Origin of the sequence: Williamsia sp. D3 (assembly GCF_000506245.1) — a bacterium.
In the GTDB taxonomy this organism is placed as follows: domain Bacteria; phylum Actinomycetota; class Actinomycetes; order Mycobacteriales; family Mycobacteriaceae; genus Williamsia; species Williamsia muralis.
Map to the genome: position 1 here is coordinate 254,441 of NZ_AYTE01000003.1, position 20,517 is coordinate 274,957.

Annotated in this window: 20 protein-coding genes and 1 pseudogene; 12 read left to right on the forward strand and 9 right to left on the reverse strand. The window is 62.5% G+C overall.

Annotated features, from left to right (window positions below; translation table 11 throughout):
• Window positions 1–431 precede the first annotated feature (431 nt).
• Both W823_RS33485 and W823_RS33490 read right to left on the reverse strand, forming a co-directional pair.
• Window positions 432–890: a DUF3237 domain-containing protein gene (locus tag W823_RS33485; RefSeq protein WP_023954529.1), complete on the reverse strand. Its 459-nt coding sequence runs from the start codon at window positions 888–890 to the stop codon at window positions 432–434.
• Window positions 887–1,342, reverse strand: a complete 456-nt coding sequence (locus W823_RS33490) for a nuclear transport factor 2 family protein (RefSeq protein WP_235189350.1) — start codon at window positions 1,340–1,342, stop codon at window positions 887–889. Before W823_RS33490 ends, W823_RS33485 begins: the two co-directional genes overlap by 4 nt.
• Before the next feature lie 300 nt (window positions 1,343–1,642).
• On the opposite strand from W823_RS33490, the gene W823_RS33495 reads away from it, so the two are divergent.
• Window positions 1,643–2,680 carry an NADP-dependent oxidoreductase gene (locus W823_RS33495; protein ID WP_023954531.1) on the forward strand — a complete coding sequence of 346 codons (1,038 nt, stop codon included), beginning with the start codon at window positions 1,643–1,645 and terminating at the stop codon, window positions 2,678–2,680.
• Window positions 2,681–3,038: 358 nt separating this feature from the next.
• On the opposite strand, the gene W823_RS33500 is transcribed toward W823_RS33495, so the two are convergent.
• Window positions 3,039–3,974 (reverse strand): alpha/beta hydrolase, encoded by a 936-nt coding sequence (locus W823_RS33500; RefSeq protein ID WP_023954532.1) that lies wholly within the window; start codon window positions 3,972–3,974, stop codon window positions 3,039–3,041.
• A gap of 71 nt (window positions 3,975–4,045) precedes the next feature.
• A pseudogene (locus W823_RS59460) lies at window positions 4,046–4,147 on the reverse strand (DUF3237 domain-containing protein); the annotation flags it as partial.
• A 307-nt stretch (window positions 4,148–4,454) separates the two neighbouring features.
• On the opposite strand from W823_RS59460, the gene W823_RS33505 reads away from it, so the two are divergent.
• From W823_RS33505 to W823_RS33520, 4 genes are all read left to right on the forward strand, one after another.
• Complete coding sequence (locus W823_RS33505; protein WP_023954534.1) at window positions 4,455–5,018, forward strand: cupin domain-containing protein; 564 nt, start codon at window positions 4,455–4,457, stop codon at window positions 5,016–5,018.
• Window positions 5,019–5,065: 47 nt separating this feature from the next.
• Window positions 5,066–6,571 carry a CoA-acylating methylmalonate-semialdehyde dehydrogenase gene (locus W823_RS33510; RefSeq protein WP_023954535.1) on the forward strand — a complete coding sequence of 502 codons (1,506 nt, stop codon included), beginning with the start codon at window positions 5,066–5,068 and terminating at the stop codon, window positions 6,569–6,571.
• 16 nt (window positions 6,572–6,587) lie between these two features.
• Entirely contained in the window at window positions 6,588–7,037 is a 450-nt protein-coding gene (locus W823_RS33515) for a VOC family protein (protein WP_023954536.1), read from the forward strand.
• Window positions 7,038–7,201: 164 nt separating this feature from the next.
• Window positions 7,202–8,071: a mycofactocin-coupled SDR family oxidoreductase gene (locus W823_RS33520; RefSeq protein WP_023954537.1), complete on the forward strand. Its 870-nt coding sequence runs from the start codon at window positions 7,202–7,204 to the stop codon at window positions 8,069–8,071.
• Between the two features lie 248 nt (window positions 8,072–8,319).
• On the opposite strand, the gene W823_RS33525 is transcribed toward W823_RS33520, so the two are convergent.
• On the reverse strand, window positions 8,320–8,982 hold the full coding sequence (locus W823_RS33525) for a TetR/AcrR family transcriptional regulator (protein WP_038252103.1): 663 nt from the start codon (window positions 8,980–8,982) through the stop codon (window positions 8,320–8,322).
• Window positions 8,983–9,326: 344 nt separating this feature from the next.
• Here W823_RS33525 and W823_RS33530 point away from each other — a divergent pair, with 344 nt between their 5' ends.
• The 5 genes from W823_RS33530 to W823_RS33545 all read left to right on the forward strand — a co-directional run bounded on the left by W823_RS33530 (window position 9,327) and on the right by W823_RS33545 (window position 15,202).
• Window positions 9,327–10,832, forward strand: coding sequence for a long-chain fatty acid--CoA ligase (locus W823_RS33530; RefSeq protein WP_023954540.1), 1,506 nt, complete (start codon window positions 9,327–9,329; stop codon window positions 10,830–10,832).
• Window positions 10,833–10,986: 154 nt separating this feature from the next.
• A complete protein-coding gene (locus W823_RS33535) occupies window positions 10,987–12,744 on the forward strand; it encodes an MMPL family transporter (protein WP_255326124.1) in 1,758 nt (585 codons plus the stop codon).
• Window positions 12,723–13,208 (forward strand): MMPL family transporter, encoded by a 486-nt coding sequence (locus W823_RS59200; RefSeq protein ID WP_255326125.1) that lies wholly within the window; start codon window positions 12,723–12,725, stop codon window positions 13,206–13,208. The genes W823_RS33535 and W823_RS59200 overlap by 22 nt, the downstream gene beginning before the upstream one ends.
• Window positions 13,209–13,277: 69 nt before the next feature.
• On the forward strand, window positions 13,278–14,540 hold the full coding sequence (locus tag W823_RS33540) for a sensor histidine kinase (RefSeq protein WP_081729606.1): 1,263 nt from the start codon (window positions 13,278–13,280) through the stop codon (window positions 14,538–14,540).
• A complete protein-coding gene (locus W823_RS33545; RefSeq protein WP_023954542.1) occupies window positions 14,537–15,202 on the forward strand; it encodes a response regulator transcription factor in 666 nt (221 codons plus the stop codon). Before W823_RS33540 ends, W823_RS33545 begins: the two co-directional genes overlap by 4 nt.
• A gap of 275 nt (window positions 15,203–15,477) precedes the next feature.
• Here W823_RS33545 and W823_RS57955 read toward each other — a convergent pair whose 3' ends face one another.
• Window positions 15,478–15,615, reverse strand: a complete 138-nt coding sequence (locus tag W823_RS57955; RefSeq protein WP_161633962.1) for a hypothetical protein — start codon at window positions 15,613–15,615, stop codon at window positions 15,478–15,480.
• Here W823_RS57955 and W823_RS33550 point away from each other — a divergent pair.
• Entirely contained in the window at window positions 15,608–16,501 is an 894-nt protein-coding gene (locus tag W823_RS33550) for a GGDEF domain-containing protein (protein ID WP_051406316.1), read from the forward strand. The two genes, W823_RS57955 and W823_RS33550, sit on opposite strands and share 8 nt — an antisense overlap.
• Window positions 16,502–16,563: 62 nt before the next feature.
• Here W823_RS33550 and W823_RS33555 read toward each other — a convergent pair whose 3' ends face one another.
• A complete protein-coding gene (locus W823_RS33555) occupies window positions 16,564–16,761 on the reverse strand; it encodes a hypothetical protein (RefSeq protein ID WP_152537963.1) in 198 nt (65 codons plus the stop codon).
• Window positions 16,762–16,831: 70 nt separating this feature from the next.
• Between W823_RS33555 and W823_RS33560 the strand changes: the two genes are divergently transcribed.
• A complete protein-coding gene (locus tag W823_RS33560) occupies window positions 16,832–17,830 on the forward strand; it encodes a helix-turn-helix domain-containing protein (protein WP_023954545.1) in 999 nt (332 codons plus the stop codon).
• Here the strand turns inward: W823_RS33560 and W823_RS33565 are convergent, their stop codons facing one another.
• Together W823_RS33565 and W823_RS33570 are read right to left on the reverse strand one after the other, a co-directional pair.
• Window positions 17,831–19,291: an aminotransferase class I/II-fold pyridoxal phosphate-dependent enzyme gene (locus W823_RS33565; RefSeq protein ID WP_023954546.1), complete on the reverse strand. Its 1,461-nt coding sequence runs from the start codon at window positions 19,289–19,291 to the stop codon at window positions 17,831–17,833.
• Between the two features lie 27 nt (window positions 19,292–19,318).
• On the reverse strand, window positions 19,319–20,431 hold the full coding sequence (locus tag W823_RS33570; RefSeq protein ID WP_023954547.1) for a glutamate--cysteine ligase: 1,113 nt from the start codon (window positions 20,429–20,431) through the stop codon (window positions 19,319–19,321).
• Window positions 20,432–20,517 lie beyond the last annotated feature (86 nt).

Below are 20,517 nucleotides of genomic sequence, written 5' to 3' on the forward strand. Positions count from 1 at the left end.
AACAACCGGACCGGAGGATTGATCGGCCCGAGATCCGCCGAGAGTTGAGTTGGTTTCGGGCCAGTGGTCATGAGTCGACCGTAGCAACCTGCGCGTCGAACTTCGCGCGCTTCCAGTCGCCGTCGATCTCGTCTGCTTCGCGGACGGATTCGTGCAAACCTACTGTTGCCGAGGGATTTTGGAGGTCGTGTCCTTCACGCAATTGGTCAAGCAGGGTGCAGGAGAGGGGTTGCATGAGGTCCTCTGTTCGATCATCGGTTCTCTAACAGGAGCCGCATCCTCCACCGGAGTCCACTCGTGTGCTCCTGAACGCATAGGGACCGGCGGGGCCGCCGACTTATTCGTCTGGTCGGCGGCCCCAGAACCAGAAGGTGGCCTACTGCAGGAGTCGCAGAGTGGGCCCCAGGGTTCTCACGTGTAGGCCACCAACATCATCCGACGACTCGGAAGACTTGGAACTCGACGACGGGTCCGGGTTGGATGCGTCCTTGTCCGACGAAGATGCTTTGGTTGACCCAGGTGTACTTGGGATCGCCGCACTCCAGACGTGGCGTCGTGACGAAATAGTGATCCCCGAAATCGGTACCCGTATCCCCGCCACCGAGCGCTCCGGCAGCAGCTTCGGTGACCTCCACCAATCCCAGATAATTCATATAGATGACCGCTCCGTCATCGGTGAAGAACTGCGCACGCACGTCCAGGCGACCAAAGCCGTCGTCGCCGGCCAGAAGCCAGTCCCCACCCCCGGGAGCAGCCTTTCCGCTAATCCGTTCACCAGTCACAGTGCCCCCGGTGACCGCAAGAACCTGACGCAACCCGTACGGCCCCGGCCCGACAACCTGAGGCGCAGCAAGCTCGGCAGTGTATGTGAATTCAGGCTCGAGTCTCACTGGACAACTCCCACTCCGGCGGCAGCCATCACCGTCGCCATTCCTTTGGCGATCTCGTCACGTCCGAAGGCCTCGACCACAACCTCTGGATTGAAATATTCACGCAGAAGGACGATGTGGCCGTCACGAATTCGCATATGCGTGCAGTAGGTGTTCGCATAGATCTTGCCCGTCTGAGTGACAGTTGCCGTTCCGTGTAGCTCCAGGACGAACAGTTCCGGATCGGCCGTGTCGTGCACCGTCAGCGAATCAATTCGCAAGTCCGGCACTGACTCGAAGAACCAATCGATGAAGTGACCAATGAGGTCACCGCCTGGAACCGCTTGCACGAGAGGCTCGGGCGCGAAGGGCATCTCCCATACAGCATCAGATGCAAAAAACTTCTTCCACGCCTCCAACGCCGATCCGCGTGGTGGGCCATCGTCCAGGGCCCCCCAGAACTGCTCCACCACCCTGCGGTTGTCAGATTGTGCATTCATTCGCGCCTCCAATGTTCGCTCTTGGCGGCTGTGGCACAACCGCCTACCAGTCAAAGATGCACGGTCTGTCGTTGATAGTCAACACTATGTCGAGATCAGAAACCGCACGTGAGGCCACCGCCAGGACTTGCGGCGCACTTAAACCGACAGACTGTGGACTTTAGTCCACAGTAAGTCTACTCTGGGCGCTGTAGAGCCCACCTGTTCGGCACGCACGAGATCGCGGCTGCCGACATTGCCTTCCTTATCCGCCCCTGAGCTTCAGGAGTTCGTGTGACCACATCCATCAATCGTCAATTTCGTCTGCGTAGCCGACCGACAGGTGAGGTCACCGAGCGTGACTTGGAGTGGCTCGAGGAGTCGCTTTCTGACATCAGGGAGGGACAGGCGTTGATTCGAACTCTTTACCTGTCGCTGGATCCTACGAATCGCGTCTGGATGAGTCAGATTCGTTCCTATATTGCGCCAGTCGAATTGGGCTCGGTGATGCGCGGGCTAGGCGTTGGACAAGTCGTCGAGAGTCGGCGAGCGGACCTTCCGGTCGGCGCGTTCGTGGTTGGTTTCACCGGCTGGCAGGAATATTGCATCGCGGACGACTCGACTCTGGAGATTCCTTTTACGGTACTTCCGGAACCGTTGCCGGCCCCCTTGCCGGCGTTTCTTGGAGTGCTTGGCCATACGGGCATCTCCGCTTTCCTCGGTGTGGAGCTTGGCGATCCACAGCCCGGAGAGACATTCGTTGTCTCGGCCGCCGCGGGAGCAGTTGGTTCCATCGCCGGCCAGCTGGCAAAGCAGCGCGGTTCCCGGGTCGTGGGTATCGCCGGAGGCGCCGCAAAGTGTCAGTATTTGGTTGAAGAAGTCGGGTTCGATGCATGTGTTGACCGCCACTCTGATGACTGGCGCAAACAACTCGATGACGCGACCCCTGACGGCATAGATGTCGACTTTGAGAATGCCGGCGGGCCGATTATGGACTACGTCCTCGACAGGCTGAACGTAGGTGCCCGAATAACTCTGTGCGGTCTCATTTCTGAGTACAACGATTACAGCGAGCAAGGCGACCGGCCAGGTCTTCGGAATGTCAGTCAGCTGCTGATGCAGCGAGCGACCCTACGGGGATTCATCGTCACAGACCATGTCGACCGGTACGGCGAAATCATCGGGGAGCTCGCCAAAGCGCTAGGTGGTGGAGCCCTGCAGTATGACGAGACCATCGTGGATGGTCTAGAACAAGCGCGCGAGACGCTCAACCGTGCGCTGTCCGGCGAAACTCGCGGCAAAGTTGTGGTGAAGGTCGCTGACCTGGTGTAGCGACCCAAGCAATCGGTCCCACAGGTACACATGCCGATTGGTTCGATTCCCGCGCGGGCGGCGGTCCGGTAGACCGACTGCTTGTGACTGTCGCGCGGGATGGGACGCACGGCGACGCGTAACGGCCTTAGCGCGCTCTGGAATGAGCTTGTGCTGGCCAACTTTCGCGGTCCTGCGGTAGCGCAGGGGTTGTGGCGAAAACTCTGGACAAGCTCCCGACAGCAGCGTTACCCAACTCGGCGAGTCCAACACGATCCGGGAACGCCGCTGCGGGTCCAGGAAGTCGCTTCCACCACTGCGTGGGCGTACGAACATCATTTCCGAGATAGGCCAATACGCTGCCGCACAGAGATTCTCGTTATCTGAGGAGGCCGGCTAGTCCGGAGGCGAAAGATGCTATGGCGTGTTCACCTTTGTCCAGAACGCCTGCGAGCAGAACGAAACTGTGCGGCATGCCTTGGTACTCCTCGCTGTGAACCCTCACCCCGGCCGCGGTCAGTTTCTCGCCATAGCGGCGGGCGTCATCGGCCACAGGATCAACCTGCGCGCTGATGATGATTGCTGGCGGCGACCCCTCCAGATTCCGAGACAACACCGGCGACGCTAGAGATGACTGGCGATCCCCATCGTTGGGCACATAGAGATCGTAGGACCATTTCAGGACCTCGCGGGTGAGCAGCGGGCCATCGCCGTACCGTTCGATCGAGTTGCTGCCCATGGTGGCATCGAGCGCTGGGCACAGTAGACCCTGAGCCTTGACTGTCAGCCCTTGCGGCTGAGCGGCGTTGGCCACAGCTGCAGCTAGAGAGGCTCCTGAAGAGTCTCCCGCAACGGCGAGTGAGTCAGCGTCGATGTCCAGCTCGGTGGCATGCTCGGTCAACCACTCGAAGGTATCAAGGGCATCGTTGTGCGCCCGCGGAAACTGGTTCTCCGGAGCCAGGTGATAGTCGACCGCGACGACAACGAAACCACCCTGAACGCAAAGTTCTCGGCATAGCCGGTCGTGGGAGTCCAAGCTTCCACGGACGAATCCGCCTCCGTGGGTGTACATGACCCCGGGCAGTCTTCGAGTTGCAGTTCCGGAAGGTCGATATCGCCGTGCAGCGACGGACCCTTCGCGGACCGGAATGATGAAATCGTCTACCTCACAGCGCTTGTTGGGCAGTCCGGCTAAGGCAATCAGGCCCTCACCGGCTTCTCTGTAGGCCGCGATCGAGACCTCCCACGGCTGGGCCCGCGGTTTCGCTGCCAGGCCGTCGAGTAGCTGAACCACTTGTGGATCGAGTGCGGTCATGCGACGACTCGGAACTCGACGACGGGCCCTGGCTGAATGCGCCTTTGTCCGACGAAGATGCTTTGGTTCACGCCGGTGACCGCGAGAACCTGACGCAACCCGTACGGCCCCGGCCCGACAATCTGAGGCGCAGCAGGCTCGGCAGTGTAAGTGAATTCGGGCTCGAGTCTCACTGAACAACCTCCATCTCTTGTGAGGAACACACGCATACGGTGTGCACTTTGAAGTCGAGAATGGACTACAAGTCGATTCCAGTCAACATATAGTCCACTTCTAACGGCTGTGCGGGCTGACGCGAAAGTGCTGCTCCACCAACGGCTTAGGGGCCAGGGGTGGTGGGTCGCGGCCTCATTCTTCGTCCGAAACACAACAGGATCACGCTCTCGACACGGTGTTGACTATCAACGACTGTGAGTCTACTCTCACTTTCAGTTGCCGCTTCCCGACTGGCCAGCGGCACCACGACACGAAAGGATTGTCATGACCATCCACTCGGATGTAGACCAGATTCAGCCCTCGACCTCGCGCGACGGCGAAAGCTACGTTTCGCACCGCGACCAGATTCACTTCAACATGACCGGGGACTTCATGACTGGTGTGGATTTCTGGATCCACGCGACCGGCGAGACAACCAACGGCCAGCTCATCATGATCGAGACCAACTGGGTACGCGGCACCGAACCGGTCTGGCACATCCACCACCGCGAAGAAGAAGGCTTCTTCGTCATGGATGGCGAGATCAAGATCCACACCGAAGCCGGCTCATACAACGCAAAGAAGGGTCAATTCGTCTGGGGACGCAAAGACCAGAGGCACACGTATGAAGTCGTCGGCGAGGAAGCTCGGATCCTCGTCGTGTTCGTGCCCGGACCTGATCGCGCAGGCTTCGAACCCAACACCGGAATCGACAAGTACTTCTACGAAGCACGGAATCGCGAGCTCCGCACGCCCGAGCAGCTTCAGGCAGAGGTCGAGAATCTCAAGGTCAACTACGGCCTCGAAATGTTCCCGGATCTGCCCCATCCCCGCGATCAGAAGGCCTGAACGCCAGCGCATTCGATCAAGTCGAGCACATCAAACATGGAGCAGCAGTGACTATCGACGTATATCTTGACACCGTCCCGCACTGGATCGACGGCGCAGCCGTCGAGTTCTCAGACGGCCCGCGAACCGACATCCATGACCCTGCCACCGGACGCGTGGTGCGAACCGTCGTGCAGGGCGATTCCGAAACGGTCAACGACGCGGTGAACAATGCGCGAAAGGCTGCAGGTGCCTGGGCTGATACCCCCGTCCCCGCTCGCGCTGCTGTGCTGCACCGATTTCGGTCGTTGGTAGTGGAACACACCGATGAGCTGGCGTCGATCATCACATCGGAACAAGGCAAGACCTTGCCAGACGCCCGGGGCGAGGTGGCACGGTCGGTTGAAGCAATCGATGTATCACTGTCGGCTGTCCAGCAGCTCAAAGGCGAGTACGCCGACCAGGTGGCCAACGGGGTGGACACGTACTCCTTCCGTCAGCCGCTGGGTGTGTGCGTCGGCATCACGCCGTTCAACTTCCCGATCATGGTGCCGGTATCCATGCTCGTGGCGGCCATAGCCTGCGGCAACGCGTTTGTTCTCAAGCCCAGTGACCGGGTGCCCTCGGCGGCAATTCGGTTGGCGCAGATGATGAGCGAGGCCGGTCTACCTGACGGTGTCCTCAACGTCGTCCAGGGCGGTACCGAGACAGCCGAGGCTCTCTTGGATCACCCGGAGGTTGCGGCCGTGTCGTTTGTCGGTTCTACGCCCGTGGCACGGGAGATCTACCGCCGATCAGCGCACACCGGCAAAAAGGTTCAAGCTCTCGGAGGCGCAAAGAACCATCTGGTGGTGATGCCCGACGCTGATCTTGACGCTGCAGCTGATGCTTTGGTGTCGGCGGCCTACGGCGCTGCAGGGCAACGGTGTATGGCGGTGACCGTTGCGGTGGCTGTCGGCGAGGCCGCAGATGCACTGGTCGCGAAGACCGCCGACCGCGCACGCGCATTCAGAGTCGGACCCGGCGCTGAGACGGAAGTCGACATGGGGCCACTCATCTCGCAAGTTGCGATCAACCGCGTTCGGGGCGCGCTTGACCGTTCCGCCGATGACGGAGGAAAGCTGGTCGTCGACGGCCGCGAACGATCTGCACCCGGTGACGGCTACTTCATCGGCCCAAGCCTGATCGATCACGTGAGCGTAGAGAGCGACCTTTACCGCCAGGAAGTGTTCGGGCCGGTGCTCGCAGTCGTGCGCGCCGCCAGTCTCGAAGAAGCCCTACAGATCGTGAACAACAATCCCTACGGCAACGGCGCCACCATCTTCACCACCAGCGGACCCGCTGCGCGCCGGTTCACCCGCGGGGTCTTGGCCGGCAGCGTCGGTATCAATGTTCCCATCCCCGTGCCTATTTCGTGGTTCGGGTTCGGGGGCTGGGGGGATTCCCGCTTCGGAGACGACGGGCTCAATTATGACGCCTACCGCTTTTACACCAGGGCCAAGGTCGTCACCCAACGATGGATCGAACCTACTCAGGGTCTGGCTCCCCACTTCGTCGCGGCCGGCATTCAATAGCCAGTTAGGATCATCGATGGACACACACGTCCCGGTAGCGGGGCCCAGTGACTACCTTCCCCGGCTCGACCACATCGGAATACTTGTTCGCGATCTTGATGCAGCTATCACCCAATGGACCAACAGGTTTGACGTGGAAGTTGCTAGGACGTTCAGCGCCCCCGCGATGAACATTGCTTCAGTATTTCTCAACACCGCCGGCGCAGAGATCGAGCTGTACACCGTCGAGGACTCGGTCGCCCTCGACGATGCTCTCGGCGACGCGACATCGAAACTCGATCACATAGCCCTCCGACTGCACCGCGCGGACGGACCGGAACTCGTCGGATGCGACATCCGGGGACCCGGTCGTCGCGACCCCATCGCAGCGCCCATCACAATCGGTGAATCTACACATGTCTGGACCGAGCCCCCTGGAATCGATGTTCTCCTCCAGCTGATCAGACCCGGCGCTCAAGGTCGCTGAACGGAGAGGTCCTCTGATCACTCCGCCAGCGGGTCAATCGCGAAAAACACTGGGAGACAGAAGCTCTGGCGGTAGTCGCTAATCGCTTCACCAATTGAAGATCCTGTCGAGTTGGCGGGCCGCTAGACCTATACCCCAAGTAAATCACTCAAGGAGGAGTAATCATGGGACAACGAATGGCAGGTAAAGTCGCGCTCGTCACCGGCGCGGCACGAGGACAGGGACGAGCGCACGCCATCCGTCTCGCCGAAGAGGGCGCCGACATACTTGCGTTCGACTGCCCGGCAGATGGCCGGGTGCCCTATCCCGTCGCCACATCCGACGAACTCAAGATCACGGTGAAAGAGGTTGAGGCACTGGGCCGGCGGATCATTGCCCACGAAGGGGACGTCCGAGAGCAAACCGCACTCGACAATTTGGTCGCCGAGGGCGTGAGTGTTTTCGGTGGCCTCGACGTTGCAGTGGCCAACGCAGGCATCTGGACTGTTCACCCCTTCGCAGACATTCCTGAAGACGAATTCGCAGATGTGTTGAACGTCAACATCATGGGCGTCTGGCGCACCCTGAAGGCTGTCACTCCCGCTATGAAGGCGCGCGGTGGCGGATCCGTGATCATCACATCGTCCGGCAATGGCGTCGAGGGATCTCCTCACTACGTTCATTACGTTGCTTCGAAACACGGAGTCCTCGGGCTGGCCAAGGGTGCCGCGCTGGAGTTCGGGCAATACGGCATTCGGGTCAACTCACTTCTTCCTGGCCCCACCGATACCCCCGCCCTGGACTGGCAGGGCGGTTACGATCTGTGCGCAGGTAAAGGGCCAGGCCAGGGCACCAAAGAAGACTTGCAGGGAGCGAAGTACTGGTCGGCCCTTCGTGACGTGGGCCTGCTGCCACCCCGCGCCATGAGCGAGGCCGTTCTGTGGCTCGCATCTGATGAATCTCAGTGGACAACCGGTCTCGAGATGTTGGTCGAAGGCGGACACATGCTCATGCCAGGACTGAACATGACCAAGATGGCAGCCGACAACCCCTGAACGGGAAGCAGGCGTCGTTGAGCGTCACGAGGATGCAGTCTGTCCTCGACCGGTGGTGTCATTGCTCCAGCCACGAGCGATGACACCACCGTCGGTCTTTGAGATAGGCGAGACCACATGGGTTGTTCGTCCAGAGATACGATCGAACCCGCCCGGCAAAGGCCAGAATAGAAGAACGCCTCTAACGGCTTGCAATACTGACGATTTCATAAACGCGGCGCAGTGTTATGGCGCCAGACGTGCGCAGCTCACCGAGGTTTCCACTCCAGACCGTAAACCGTCCGCAGCCAAACTGTTGTCACGGTTTCGACCATGTCTTCCAAGGGAATTGCATTCTCGCTGCGCGCACTCATCAAAGCGAGGTTACGTTCTCCCATCCACATCAACGCAGCGGCCAGCGACCTTGCCGGCGGTCCATCTATAGCCACGCCTGTAGCCCTATCGCGGTCAATTCCCGCTGCAGCGGCGTCTATGAATCGACCGAGAATGGTGTCCCATTGCACCTGCAATTCCGCCTCGGCTGCAGCGGCGTCTCCCACTTCGCGAAGAACGTGGCCGTGCTGCTCCCAGACTTGAATGACTTCGGAGACTGCGTGCTCAATCGCGGCCTCGGGCGACATCCCGGCTGGCCGCTCGAAAATCAGCTGCGAGGCACTGTAGACATCAGAGGTCACCCGCGAGAGCAGGGCCGACAACACCTGCCATTTGGACTCGAAGTAGAAGTAGAACGATGACCGGGATAATCCGGCCCGCTTGGCAAGATCGTCTATCGAGACGCTCCGCATCGGCACCGTACGCAGTAGTTCATAGGCGCCCTCAAGGATCGCTTGCTCGCGCCTGTCCCCTTTGAGGTTGCGCCGGCCCACCTTTGCTTCCGACGAACCAAGGCCTGACAAGGATGTGGACACCATGGGTACATGGTAGGACACGAACTACTACAGAGCGTGTGCCTGCAGCGCAGGTTTGAGACGGTGACGGCGCAGGCACCTGCTGCGGCGATACACCCAGCATCCTTCGAGCGTGTTCCGAAACCGTGAGACCCGGTCCAGCTCATCGCTACTCCGCCGACCGAGTTTCGACATGGTGTTGACAATCACACACAGAGCGTCCATAGTGGTTGAAACCCCGGCCACAATGCCACCGACCGCTGCTGTCGTGCGACCAGACCACGTCAGCATGACGGATGTTCACCTGTACTCGATGTCGCTCGCATGCCAACTTCCAATGGCCGAGTAGTTATTACCAGGAGTCAGCTATGTCCACTCTCGCCGAAAATTTGATTGCGTCCGCGGAAAAGCACGGCAGTCGACCAGCAGTACAACTGGATGAATATGTCCTCACTTATGAACAACTCCATCACCGCGCGGCCGCGGTAGCGGGTGATTTACGCGCACGGGGGGTCGAACCCGGCGACCGAGTGGGCCTTGTACTGCCAAATGTCCCCGCTTTTCCGGTGATTTTCTACGGGATACTTTTGGCTGGCGCGATCGCGGTCCCGATGAATCCTCTTCTGAAAGCACGCGAAGTTGAGTATTACCTCACCGACTGCGGTATGAGGCTCATCTACGGGCTAGATGTCGGCGAGGACACTGTCTCGAAGGCCGCATCAAAGATCGGGATTCCCGCGATCCTCGTCCCGCGCACGGGGCCGGATGGCCTCTCTGGGGAGCCACTGTTTGCCGCCACGGACCGATCCGACGATGACACGGCCGTCATCCTGTACACCTCGGGAACCACCGGCAAACCCAAAGGGGCAGAACTCACTCACCGCAATATGTCGACCAACGCGGCGACTACCGTGGATACCTTGATCAAGGTGGGCCCTGAGGACGTAATAATGGGGTGCCTACCCCTGTTCCATGTCTTCGGGCTCACCTGCGGCCTGAATGCGGCGGTCAAAGCTTCCGCCCTGCTCACCTTGATTCCCCGCTTCGATGCCGTCCAGGCGCTCCATGTTGTTGCCCGCGATCAAGTCACGGTCTTCGAGGGGGTGCCGACTATGTACGCCGCGATGCTGCATTCCACCGAAGCCGACAACGCGGACATGTCCTCACTGCGTACATGTATCACCGGGGGCGCGGCCATGCCCGTTGAGGTCCTGAGAAGTTTCGAGCGAAAATTTGCGTGCGAGATATACGAGGGTTACGGACTGTCCGAAACAGCACCCATCGCCTGCTTCAATCAGCCGGGCCTTCAACGCCGACCCGGCACCATTGGCGTGCCGGTGCGCGGGTGCCGCCTACGAATAATTGATGACGCCGGCGTCGACGTACCCGACGGCGAGGCCGGCGAGATCGCCATCCAGGGCGAAAACGTCATGAAAGGGTACTGGAACCGACCCGAAGCCACCGCCACGGCGATCCCCGACGGCTGGTTTCGCACCGGAGACATCGCTACGCGCGATACCGACGGCTACTACACCATCGTCGATCGTAAAAAGGATCTGATCATCCGTGGCGGATACAACGTCTATCCCCGCGAAGTCGAAGAAGTTCTCTACCAACACCCCGCGGTTGCCGAGGCAGCAGTCGTCGGTATCAAACACACAGACCTCGGCGAAGAAGTCGGCGCCGCCGTTGCGCTCAAACCCGGAGCGCATGCGACATCGCAGGAACTCAAATCATTTGTACGAGAGCGCATTGCCGCCTACAAGTACCCTCGCGAAGTGTGGCTCGTCGACGTCCTACCCAAGGGTCCGACCGGCAAAATTCTCCGGCGTGAAGTGCAATCTCCTAACACCCACCAGACCGACTGTCGCTAGTGCATATGCACCAGGACCCGGGCATCTCCGATTCGGCTGGACTACAACAAAAGGGATGCCGAGGCACGATGCCAGACGGGGTGCTCACAAGGGATGTTGTAGCTGCGCAATCCGCGCATATTCCTTTGTCTAGCAGTGTCTGGAGTGATCAACGGTGGCAACACTTCTGTATCGGGTCGGGCGGTGGGCTTTTCGGCGGCGCCGCGTCGTGATTTCCCTGTGGCTCGGTGTCTTGATGATCGCCGGGGTCGCCCTCGCCTTGGCACCGGCCGGGGAGGAAGAGGAACTCTCCATGCCCGGCATCGAATCCCAGAAGGCCTTCGACCTCCTCGATGAGCGCTTCCCCGACAACAACTCCCAGGGCGCCGAAGCGCGTCTGGTGTTTCAGGCCCCCGATGGGCAGCAGATGACTGGCGTCGACAACCGGTCGTCCGTAGAACAGGCACTCGGTGTGCTGGGCGGCGGCGGTCAAGTCGCTTCGGTGACAGACCCCTTCGAAACAGACGCCGTCAGCGAGGACGGCACCATTGCTTACTCCACGGTCACCTACAGCGTCGGGGCCGTTGACCTGACCGCACCGACGAAAGACGCCCTGAAGCACGCCGCGGATCAGGCGCGAGATGCTGGGTTGACCGTGGAAATCGGTGGCTCCGCGTTGGATTCGGAAGTGTCACCGGGTGGTACGACGGAAATGATCGGCATCGCGGTTGCGGCGGTGGTACTGATCATCGCCCTGGGATCGTTGGTCGCCGCCGGATTGGCCTTGCTCACAGCGTTTGTGGGCGTGGCCATCGCCTTCTTCCTGGTGTCGGCGCTCGCTGTTCCCCTGGGCCTGACGTCGACCGTCGCCATCTTGGCGCTGATGCTGGGGCTGGCGGTCGGGATCGACTACGCGCTGTTCATCATCTCCCGCTACCGCGACGAACGCGCCCGGGGCCGCAGCCCGGAGGAAGCTGCCGGCCGAGCGGTGGGGACCGCTGGATCGGCTGTGGTCTTCGCCGGCGCGACCGTCATCATCGCGTTGCTCGGGCTGGGGGTTGTTGGGGTCCCTGAACTCACCAAAATTGGGATGGGAGGAGCCGGCGCTGTAGGTCTCGCCGTTCTCGTCGCGTTGACTTTGGTCCCGGCCTTGATCGGAACCTTCGGCCGCCGGGTCCTGCCCCGCTCCGTCCGCAAAACCGCCGAGCAGGAAGTGAAGTCCCCGCATCCGCTGCCCACCGCCATCGAAAAGCAAGGACTCGGCACCCGTTGGGCGCGGTTCGTGCTGCGCCGACCGGTGGCCGTGCTGCTGATCGCCGGCGTCGGTCTGGGGGCCGTGGCGTTACCTGCACTGAGCCTGGAACTCGGGTTGCCCGGAGACGAGTCCAAGTCGGTGCAGACCACCGAACGCCGGGCCTACGACCTGATGTCGGATGGTTTCGGCCCCGGCTTCAACGGTCCGTTGACGGTGGTTGTAGATATGCCGAAGTCAGAGGATGCCCGGGCCACCACCGATCTCGTGATGGAGACGATCCGCGCAGTGGACGGAATCGAATCGGTGGGCGATCCGGTCATCAGTGACAACAACGACACCGCAGTTCTCACTGCCATCCCGCAGACCGCACCGACAAGTAGCGATACCAAGGACCTGGTGGAGTCGATCCGTGGAGAGGTCTCCCGTGTCGAAAGTGCCACAGGTGCAGCTATTTTGGTGACCGGTACGACCGCTCTGAACATCGACATCTCCGAAGCGGTGTCCGATGCACTCATCCCGTACCTGGCTGTGGTCGTGGGTTTGGCGATCCTGTTGCTGATGGTGGTGTTCCGCTCGATCCTGGTTCCGATCAAGGCTGCTCTGGGCTTCCTGCTGTCGGTGGGTGCGGCGTTCGGCGTCCTCGTCGCCGTCTTCCAGTGGGGCTGGGGCGCGATCTGATCGGTATCGACCAGACCGGACCGGTGATGTCGCTGATGCCGATTGTCATCATCGGGATCGTGTTCGGCCTCGCAATGGACTACGAGGTGTTTCTGGTCAGCCGTATGCGGGAGGCCTACGTTCAGGGTGCGTCCCCGGAGGAAGCCATCGTCGCCGGATTCCGGCACAGCGGACGTGTGGTGGCCGCTGCCGCGATCATCATGATCAGTGTGTTCGCGGGTTTCATCGGCCTCGCCAGTCCGACCATCCAGACGATGGGCGTCGGTTTGGCCGCGGCAGTCCTCTTCGACGCGTTCGTGGTCCGGATGGCGATTGTGCCCGCGGTGCTGGCACTTCTCCGGGACCGAGCCTGGTGGATGCCCCGTACGCTCGGACGCGTGCTTCCGAATGTGGACATCGAGGGTGACGCATTGAGCAAGCAGGTCCCCGTGTCCACACATACCTCGGATGTAGCTCGAAACTGAGCCGGCCATGATCAATACGGTTGGCGCCCTTCCGCCTTTCCGCACATGGTGGCGGGAGGCGCCGTCGCCATGACGGCGTTCGCGCTGTCGCTGCTCGGCGGCGTTCTCCAGGTCGACGACACACTCTCGCCACCACCTGCCGCCGCTTATGTCATCGCCCTGGCGTCCAGCGCCGTGCTACCGCTGCGGCACCGCGCTCCCCTGGCCGCAATGGCTATCACGACCGTGGCCGGCATGCTGGTCGCCCCGCTGGATCTGCTGCTGACCCCACTGATCGTGGCACCAGCGGTGATCGCCGCCTATTCGGTCGCCGTCCGCGCCGAACGGGTCCCGGCGGCCGCGGTACTGATCACGTCCTCGGTACTGATGATTGCTCCTACCCCGTTGTTCGGGTCTCTCTCGTGGCAAGACGCGAGCAGGTTGGGCTCGGTGGTGGCATTCGTGTTGATGTCAGGTGTGCTCGGTTATTCGACGCAGATCCGGCGGGCTTATCTGGCGGCTGTTGAGGAACGGGCCCAGCGCGCAGAAGAGACCCGGGACAGCGAGGCACGACAGCGAGTGGCTGAAGAGCGAGTACGTATCGCCCGGGAACTGCACGACGTCGTGGCCCACCAGATCACCCTGGCCAACGCGCAGGCCACGGTCGCGGCTCATCTCTTCGACGCCCGACCGGAGCAGAGCCGCACGAGCGTGACCGAACTCGTCGAGACCACCCGCGACGCGCTCGACGGTTTGCGGGCCACCGTCGGATTGCTCCGTCAGTCCGGCGACGCGTCGACGCCGACCGAACCGGCGCCCGGCCTGTCTCGGCTTCCCGCGCTGCTCGAATCCTTCCGGCGCGCGGGTCTCGAAGCGACGGTGCACCACAAAGGCACCGTCAAGCCGCTGCCGCCCGGCGTGGACCTCACTGCCTACCGCATCGTGCAGGAGGCCTTGACCAACGTGACCAAACACGCCGACACCGACACCGCCCGGGTACAACTCGACTGGGGCCGCGATCACGTCACCATCACCGTTGCCGACGACGGGGGCCTTGACGGGGGCTGCATCCGCGGTGCCGCGACCGAGTTGACGGGACCTGCCGCCTCGAGCCCACCCAAGCGGCCCCCTGGGTACGGTCTGATCGGTATGCGCGAACGGGTGACCGCAGTCGGGGGCCGACTCACTGCGGGCCGGCGCACGAAAGGCGGCTATCTCGTCGCCGCGACACTGCCGTTCCCCTCAAGCCGGGACGCGACGACGGAGCGCAAAGGAGCAACCATCAGAGGACAAGTGGTCGGCCGCGCAGTGGGCGACGAACGGCCCGGTGACGGATCGGCAGGAACATCGTGACGCTTCGAGTGCTACTCGCCGACGATCAGGCCCTGCTGCGTGCCGCCTTCCGAATGCTCCTCGACAGCGCCGATGACATCACTGTCGTGGGCGAGGCGTCCAACGGGCGGGAAGCGGTGACACTGACCCGTGAGCTACGCCCGGACGTGGTGATGATGGACATACGCATGCCCGAAGTCGATGGTCTCACCGCCACATCCGAAATCTGCGCCGACCCGGAGCTACGCGACGCTCGCATCCTGATTCTCACCACCTACGAAACCGACGAGTACGTCGCTCAGGCGCTGCGCGCCGGGGCAAGCGGTTTCATCGGCAAGGGAATTGGGGCCGAAGACCTACTCGACGCCGTCCGCACGATCGCCGACGGCGACACCCTGCTCTCCCCCGCCGCGACACGCTCCCTGGTCGCCCACTTCCTGGCCGCGCCCAACGTCAGCTCGCCGTACCACCCCAAGCAGCTCGCCGCGCTCACTCCGCGCGAACTCGAGATGGTGGCTCTCGTCGCCACGGGCCTGTCCAACCAGGAGATCGCCGAACGGATGTTTCTCAGCTCCTTCACCGTTCGTGCCCACGTGCAACGCGCCATGACGAAGCTCGACGCCCGCGATCGAGCGCAACTCGTCGTCATCGCCTTTCAGACAGGCCTGGCACCGGGCCCATAGATCCTCATCGCCGCGCGCGTACGCACGCCGTTATGGTGGCTGGCATCCGCCCACTCGTTCACATCCACCTGTGCACGACACCGACCGCCGGGGCGGTCGCTCTCGGGACACCGGCCCGATTAGCTGGGTTCCCTGAAGGCCGCAAGAATCCCGGCGTGCACGGGTAGCATCAAGGCTGAAGTCGGCCGTCCGAACCGTCCCGATACGGGGGGTTGTCAAGTGCGCCAACTCCTCCTGTGGTGGCGGCAGCCAGACCACTTTGACTGGCTGTCTGACTATTTGGCCGCCCGTAGCCTGACGTCGGCGACCAGATACGTCCTTGCGGCGATCTTGGCGATGCTGGCGATGGCGACATTCTTGATGATGTTGAGTCCCTCGGGTCCACAGAACACGTCCCAGAAAATCGTGTCCATCGCCGTGACGGTCGGTCTATCCGCAATCGCCGCCGGCTACGCGTGGCGGTGGCCGAACCGCAGGCAGTCGCAACTCGCCTCCGTCGCAGGAACCCTTTTCATCGCGGCGGCCTGCCTGGCTGACTCCGATCCGCGTGCAGGCATGCTCGGATGCACGGCGTTCATCGGCCTTGCGGGCTATATCGGCTTCTTCCACTGTGCTCGCTACCTGTCGCTCACGCTGATCATCTCGCTGGTGACCGCCGTCATCTGTGCTGTCCGGATCGCGGTCGGCGGCGATCTGGCCATGGCGCTGTCGAAGCTACTGGTGATGGGCGGCGGCATCCTTGCGGTGCCATTCTGTGGTCAGGTACTCGTTCACTGGCTGTCGGTCGACGCCCTGAAGTCGTCCACCGATGCTCTGACCGGACTGCGCAACCGTCGCGGGTTCCACCGTGCCGCGTCCGATCTCATCACCGGCGCCGCCGGAGACCCCGAGAGAAGTATCACCGTCGTGATGATCGACCTCGACGCCTTCAAGGCGGTCAACGATGCTTACGGCCATACCGTCGGCGACATGACCCTCATCGCCGTCGCCGACAGCTTGCGTCGAGCCAGTCCCGAGGACGCCGTCGTCGGCCGCATCGGCGGCGAGGAGTTCCTGGTAGCCGAGATCACGCCAGCCGGCAAAGCTGACGACACCGCCGAACGCCTCCGCACAGCCATCGCCACGATGTCGTGGAATGTGACCGCCAGCCTCGGCGTCTCGAGTATCGGCCTTGTCGAGGTCACCGGCAACACCCGCGAGCTCATCAGCGGTCTGATCGCCGCAGCCGACACCGCGATGTACGAGGCAAAACGCGCCGGAGGCAACCAGATCAGTCACGCCGACACGCCGATTCACTGACTACCTGGATACCGAGCCGGCCTCTCCCCAAGGGTTGAACTCACTCATCACTTACCCTCCAGTCAGCCTTTGCCGATGCCCCGGCATACGAACCTGTCACCGATCTCGACTTCCCAGAACTCGCGTTGCCGAATCCTGGCCACCGACTCCTCGGACGGGGTCCTGTTGTGGGCCAACGCGCTGGCCGCGTCCACCCCTGCCGCGAACTCTTTGAGAGCTCGCCAAAGTCGTTGCATCACAGTCACGTTCTGTCTGTCCATGTACCAAGGGTGGCGGACATGGCCGACAACCAGAAGTGGCACTGATGCCGATCTTCGTTAAGATAGTGCCATGTCTTCGCAGAGATCCCGTCCGGGGTCAGCCCGCACCGTGGCCATCCTCGCCTACGACGGGATGACCGCTTTCGAAATGGGTATCGCCGCCGAGATATTCGGCCTGGCCGAGCTCTCCGAGTCATTCTGGCCGGGCATGGTGCGACCCTGGTACTCGGTGCAACTGTGCACGGAGACAACCGCTCCGGTGAGAGTTGTCGGTGGGGCGACCCTGAAGGCAGCATTCGGACTCAAAGAACTCGCCGCAGCACACACGGTCATCATCCCCAGCATCCGCGACATACACGCCCCCATCTCTCCCGATGTCATCTCCGCAGTCCGGGACGCCGCGGGGCGGGGGGCACGTCTGGTCTCCATCTGTTCGGGTGCCTTCGTGCTGGCCGCCGCCGGGGTACTGGACGGGCGACGGGCGACCACCCACTGGCGTTACGCAGAGCAGCTCCAGCAGCGGCATCCGGAGATCGAGGTGGACCGCCTACCCCTCTACATCGACGAAGGCGACGTGCTCACCAGCGCAGGATGCTCGGCCGGGCTCGACCTGTGCCTGCACATCGTGCGCAACGACCACGGTCCCTCCGTCGCCAACGAGGTGGCGCGAAGCCTCGTGATCGCACCGCATCGTTCCGGCGGACAGGCCCAGTTCATCGAGAACCCGCTCCCAGCAGTCCAAGACGACACCGCCATCACCGACAGCATGGCCTGGGCGCTCGCACACATCGACCGCCCCCTGGGCCTGGACGACCTTGCCGCCCAGTGCAATATGTCGAGACGCAGCTATTTGCGCCAGTTCACCAAGACCACTGGCACCACACCGATCAAGTGGCTGATCGCCCGCCGGATCGATGTGAGCCTGGAACTGCTGGAAACATCATCCGAACCAGTGGAACGCGTTGCTGCGCTGGTGGGATTTGCTTCCGTTGTGACATTTCGACATCACTTCACCCGATTGATGGACACCACGCCCAGTCAGTATCGGGCGACCTTCCGCGCCAGGTGATCAACGCACCACCCTCATGGTCTCCAGGGATTTGTCGATGGCGTCGGGAAGGTTCATGCCTGCGGCTTTGCCGGTTTGCAGATACTCGACCACCTCAGCGTTGATCCGCTCGCCGGGCACCACCACCGGAATGCCCGGGGGGTAGGGCGTGATCTGCTCCGCCGCAATCCGTCCCACCGCGTCGTCGGCCGGTATGGATACCACGTCGCCGAAAAACGCGTCACGTGGCAACATCACGGTCTCCAGTTCCAGCTGCGGCGGATCCGGCTGGAACACATTGTGCGGCTGCGGCATCGATGGTGCAGCTTCACTCAGCTGACGCAGCGCGGAGAGCAGCCTGCCGGCAGTCTGCTCGGTGTCCGCCATCGAGAACGTGGCCAGTATGCGCCGGTGGTCGCTGAGGCCCACATCAATTCGGCAGTGCTCGCGCAGCCAGTCCGCGCTCTGATATCCGCTGATACCCAGATCGTCGACGTCGATGAGCACCTGCAGTTCATCAAGATCGTGTGAGGCCTCCTCCGCCACCAGCCGCTCGTGCATCACGGACAGACCGTCGATCTCCTGGATTTGCTTGCGAACACCCCTCACCAGATGCAACGCACTGTCGAGCATCTGCTCACCCGAGGCCACCATGTGCCTACGCCAGCCGTCGAGGGCCGCGTAGATGAGGACGTTCGGACTTGTTGTCATCAGCAGGTCGGCGCATGCCGAGAGTTGGGCCCGGTCCACCAGGTCGCCCTGCACGTGGAACACCGATCCCTGCTCGAATCCGGCCCCCATCTTGTGCACGCTGACCACGCAGATGTCAGCACCGGCGTCCATCGCCCAGGTCGGCAGTTCCGCGTGGAAGGGCAGGTGCGCGCCCCACGCCTCGTCGATGATCAGGGGCTTGCCGTACTCGTGACACACCTCCGCTATCCCGGCGATGTCCGCGCATGTGCCATATGGCGTCGGCGACACGATCAGCGCGCCGGCGGCATCGGGGTGACGTTGCCAGGCCTCGCGGACCGCCGCAGGTGACGGCGGATGCGTGATGTGCAGCTCTTCGTCCCACCTCGGGCGAATCCACCGTGGCTGCAGACCCGAGAAGATGAGCCCGGCGACGATCGACTTGTGAGCATCGCGGGTGACCAGGAGTTCTCCCCTGGCACCGCCGGCGACGGCCATCATCGCCGCTTTGACCGACAGGGAACTCCCGCAGGTGGAAAAGAATGCATCGTCGGCGCCGACGGCCTCTGCCATCAACGACTCCGCATCCCGCAGGTAACCGTTGCTGGACGAACGATCATCGAGTCCGCCAGAGGCCAAGACATCCGCGCGGAATGCGTCGGCCCCGATGACCGACTTCGTGCGTTCGTCGATCGCTGCTCCCTGCCGGTGTCCCGGTGGGGTGAAGCCGTATCGGCCGGCGTCGTGGTAATCCGCCAGTGCCTCGACCAGTGGTGCGCGTGATTGGTCCATCATCCTCCTGTCCAGAGATCGGCTGGTTCAACGCAAGGTGTCGGCGTCCAGGGTGCGCGCCGCGACATGCTCGACAACCGCCAGAGCGCCGCACCGCTGGAATACCTGACGCTGCTGCATCGCGCCGTTTCCACGGCGGAAGAGTGTGTCCAGCGCGTCATCCACGGCCGCACGCTCACCCAGGGCGTCGAGTGCGGGCGCGATGTGGGCGAGCATCCCGTCCACGGCGGCGCGCACCGAAACCATGCTCCCGGAGAGCAGATCTGGACACTCGCCGGTCAGACCGTCGCGTGCTGCCCGCCATTTTGCCACGCGAATGTCATCGGAACTGATTGCCCTCGCGGCGGCGGGCGGGCCGTCAGCAAGGGCCGTCATCACCAGCGCACGCACCAGCGTGGCGTAGAGCACCGTCTCGTCCACAGTCGCGGGAACGTCACTGACGCGGACCTCGATGGTCGGAAAGTTGCTGGAAGGCCGCACATCCCAGTAGATCATCCCCTCGTCGAGGGCCGCGCCCACCTCGAGGAGCCGAGCGATGGCGGCGTCGTACTCCTCCACCGATGCGAGATGAGGGGGAGCACCCGCGCTCGGCCATCGCGACCACAGCATGGTCCGCCAGCTGCTGTACCCAGTGTCCGATGATCGGTGGATGGCCGAATTGGCCGTCAGCGCAACGAGAACGGGCAACCATGGTCGCAGTGAGTTGCTCACCTCGATTGCACGTGCGCGGTCCGGCACCGCCACATGCACGTGGCATCCACACACGCCTTGCTCGGCAGCGATGATGCCGAAGTTTTGTGCGATGCGCTGGTAGCGGTCGGTTTTCGATACCGGCTGACGTTCTCCGACGATCGGCGGCACGCCCGCTGCAAGCACGCGGCCGCCCATCTCCCGAGCCGCGGCACCGGCTTTGTTCCGGCTCTCCACGAGGTGCCGCCTGAGGTCGGCCATGGAGTCGAGTATCGGCGTCGCGGTCTCGATCTGGCACGGCGTCAGTTCGAGATCCAGGTCGAGTCCCAGCGATTTCGCGACGTGGGCAACCGCGGCGCTTTCCATGAACGGTTCACCTGTCGACTCCTCGACGAGCAGGAGCTCCTCTTCGACACCGAACGTGGGAACGTCCAAACCCGTACTCGCCACCGCACACCTCCTCAGGTCCCCCGACCGACCCCGACCGCCCTCGTCCGTGAGACGCGACCGGCACCTCATTGAGAGGTACCTCCGCA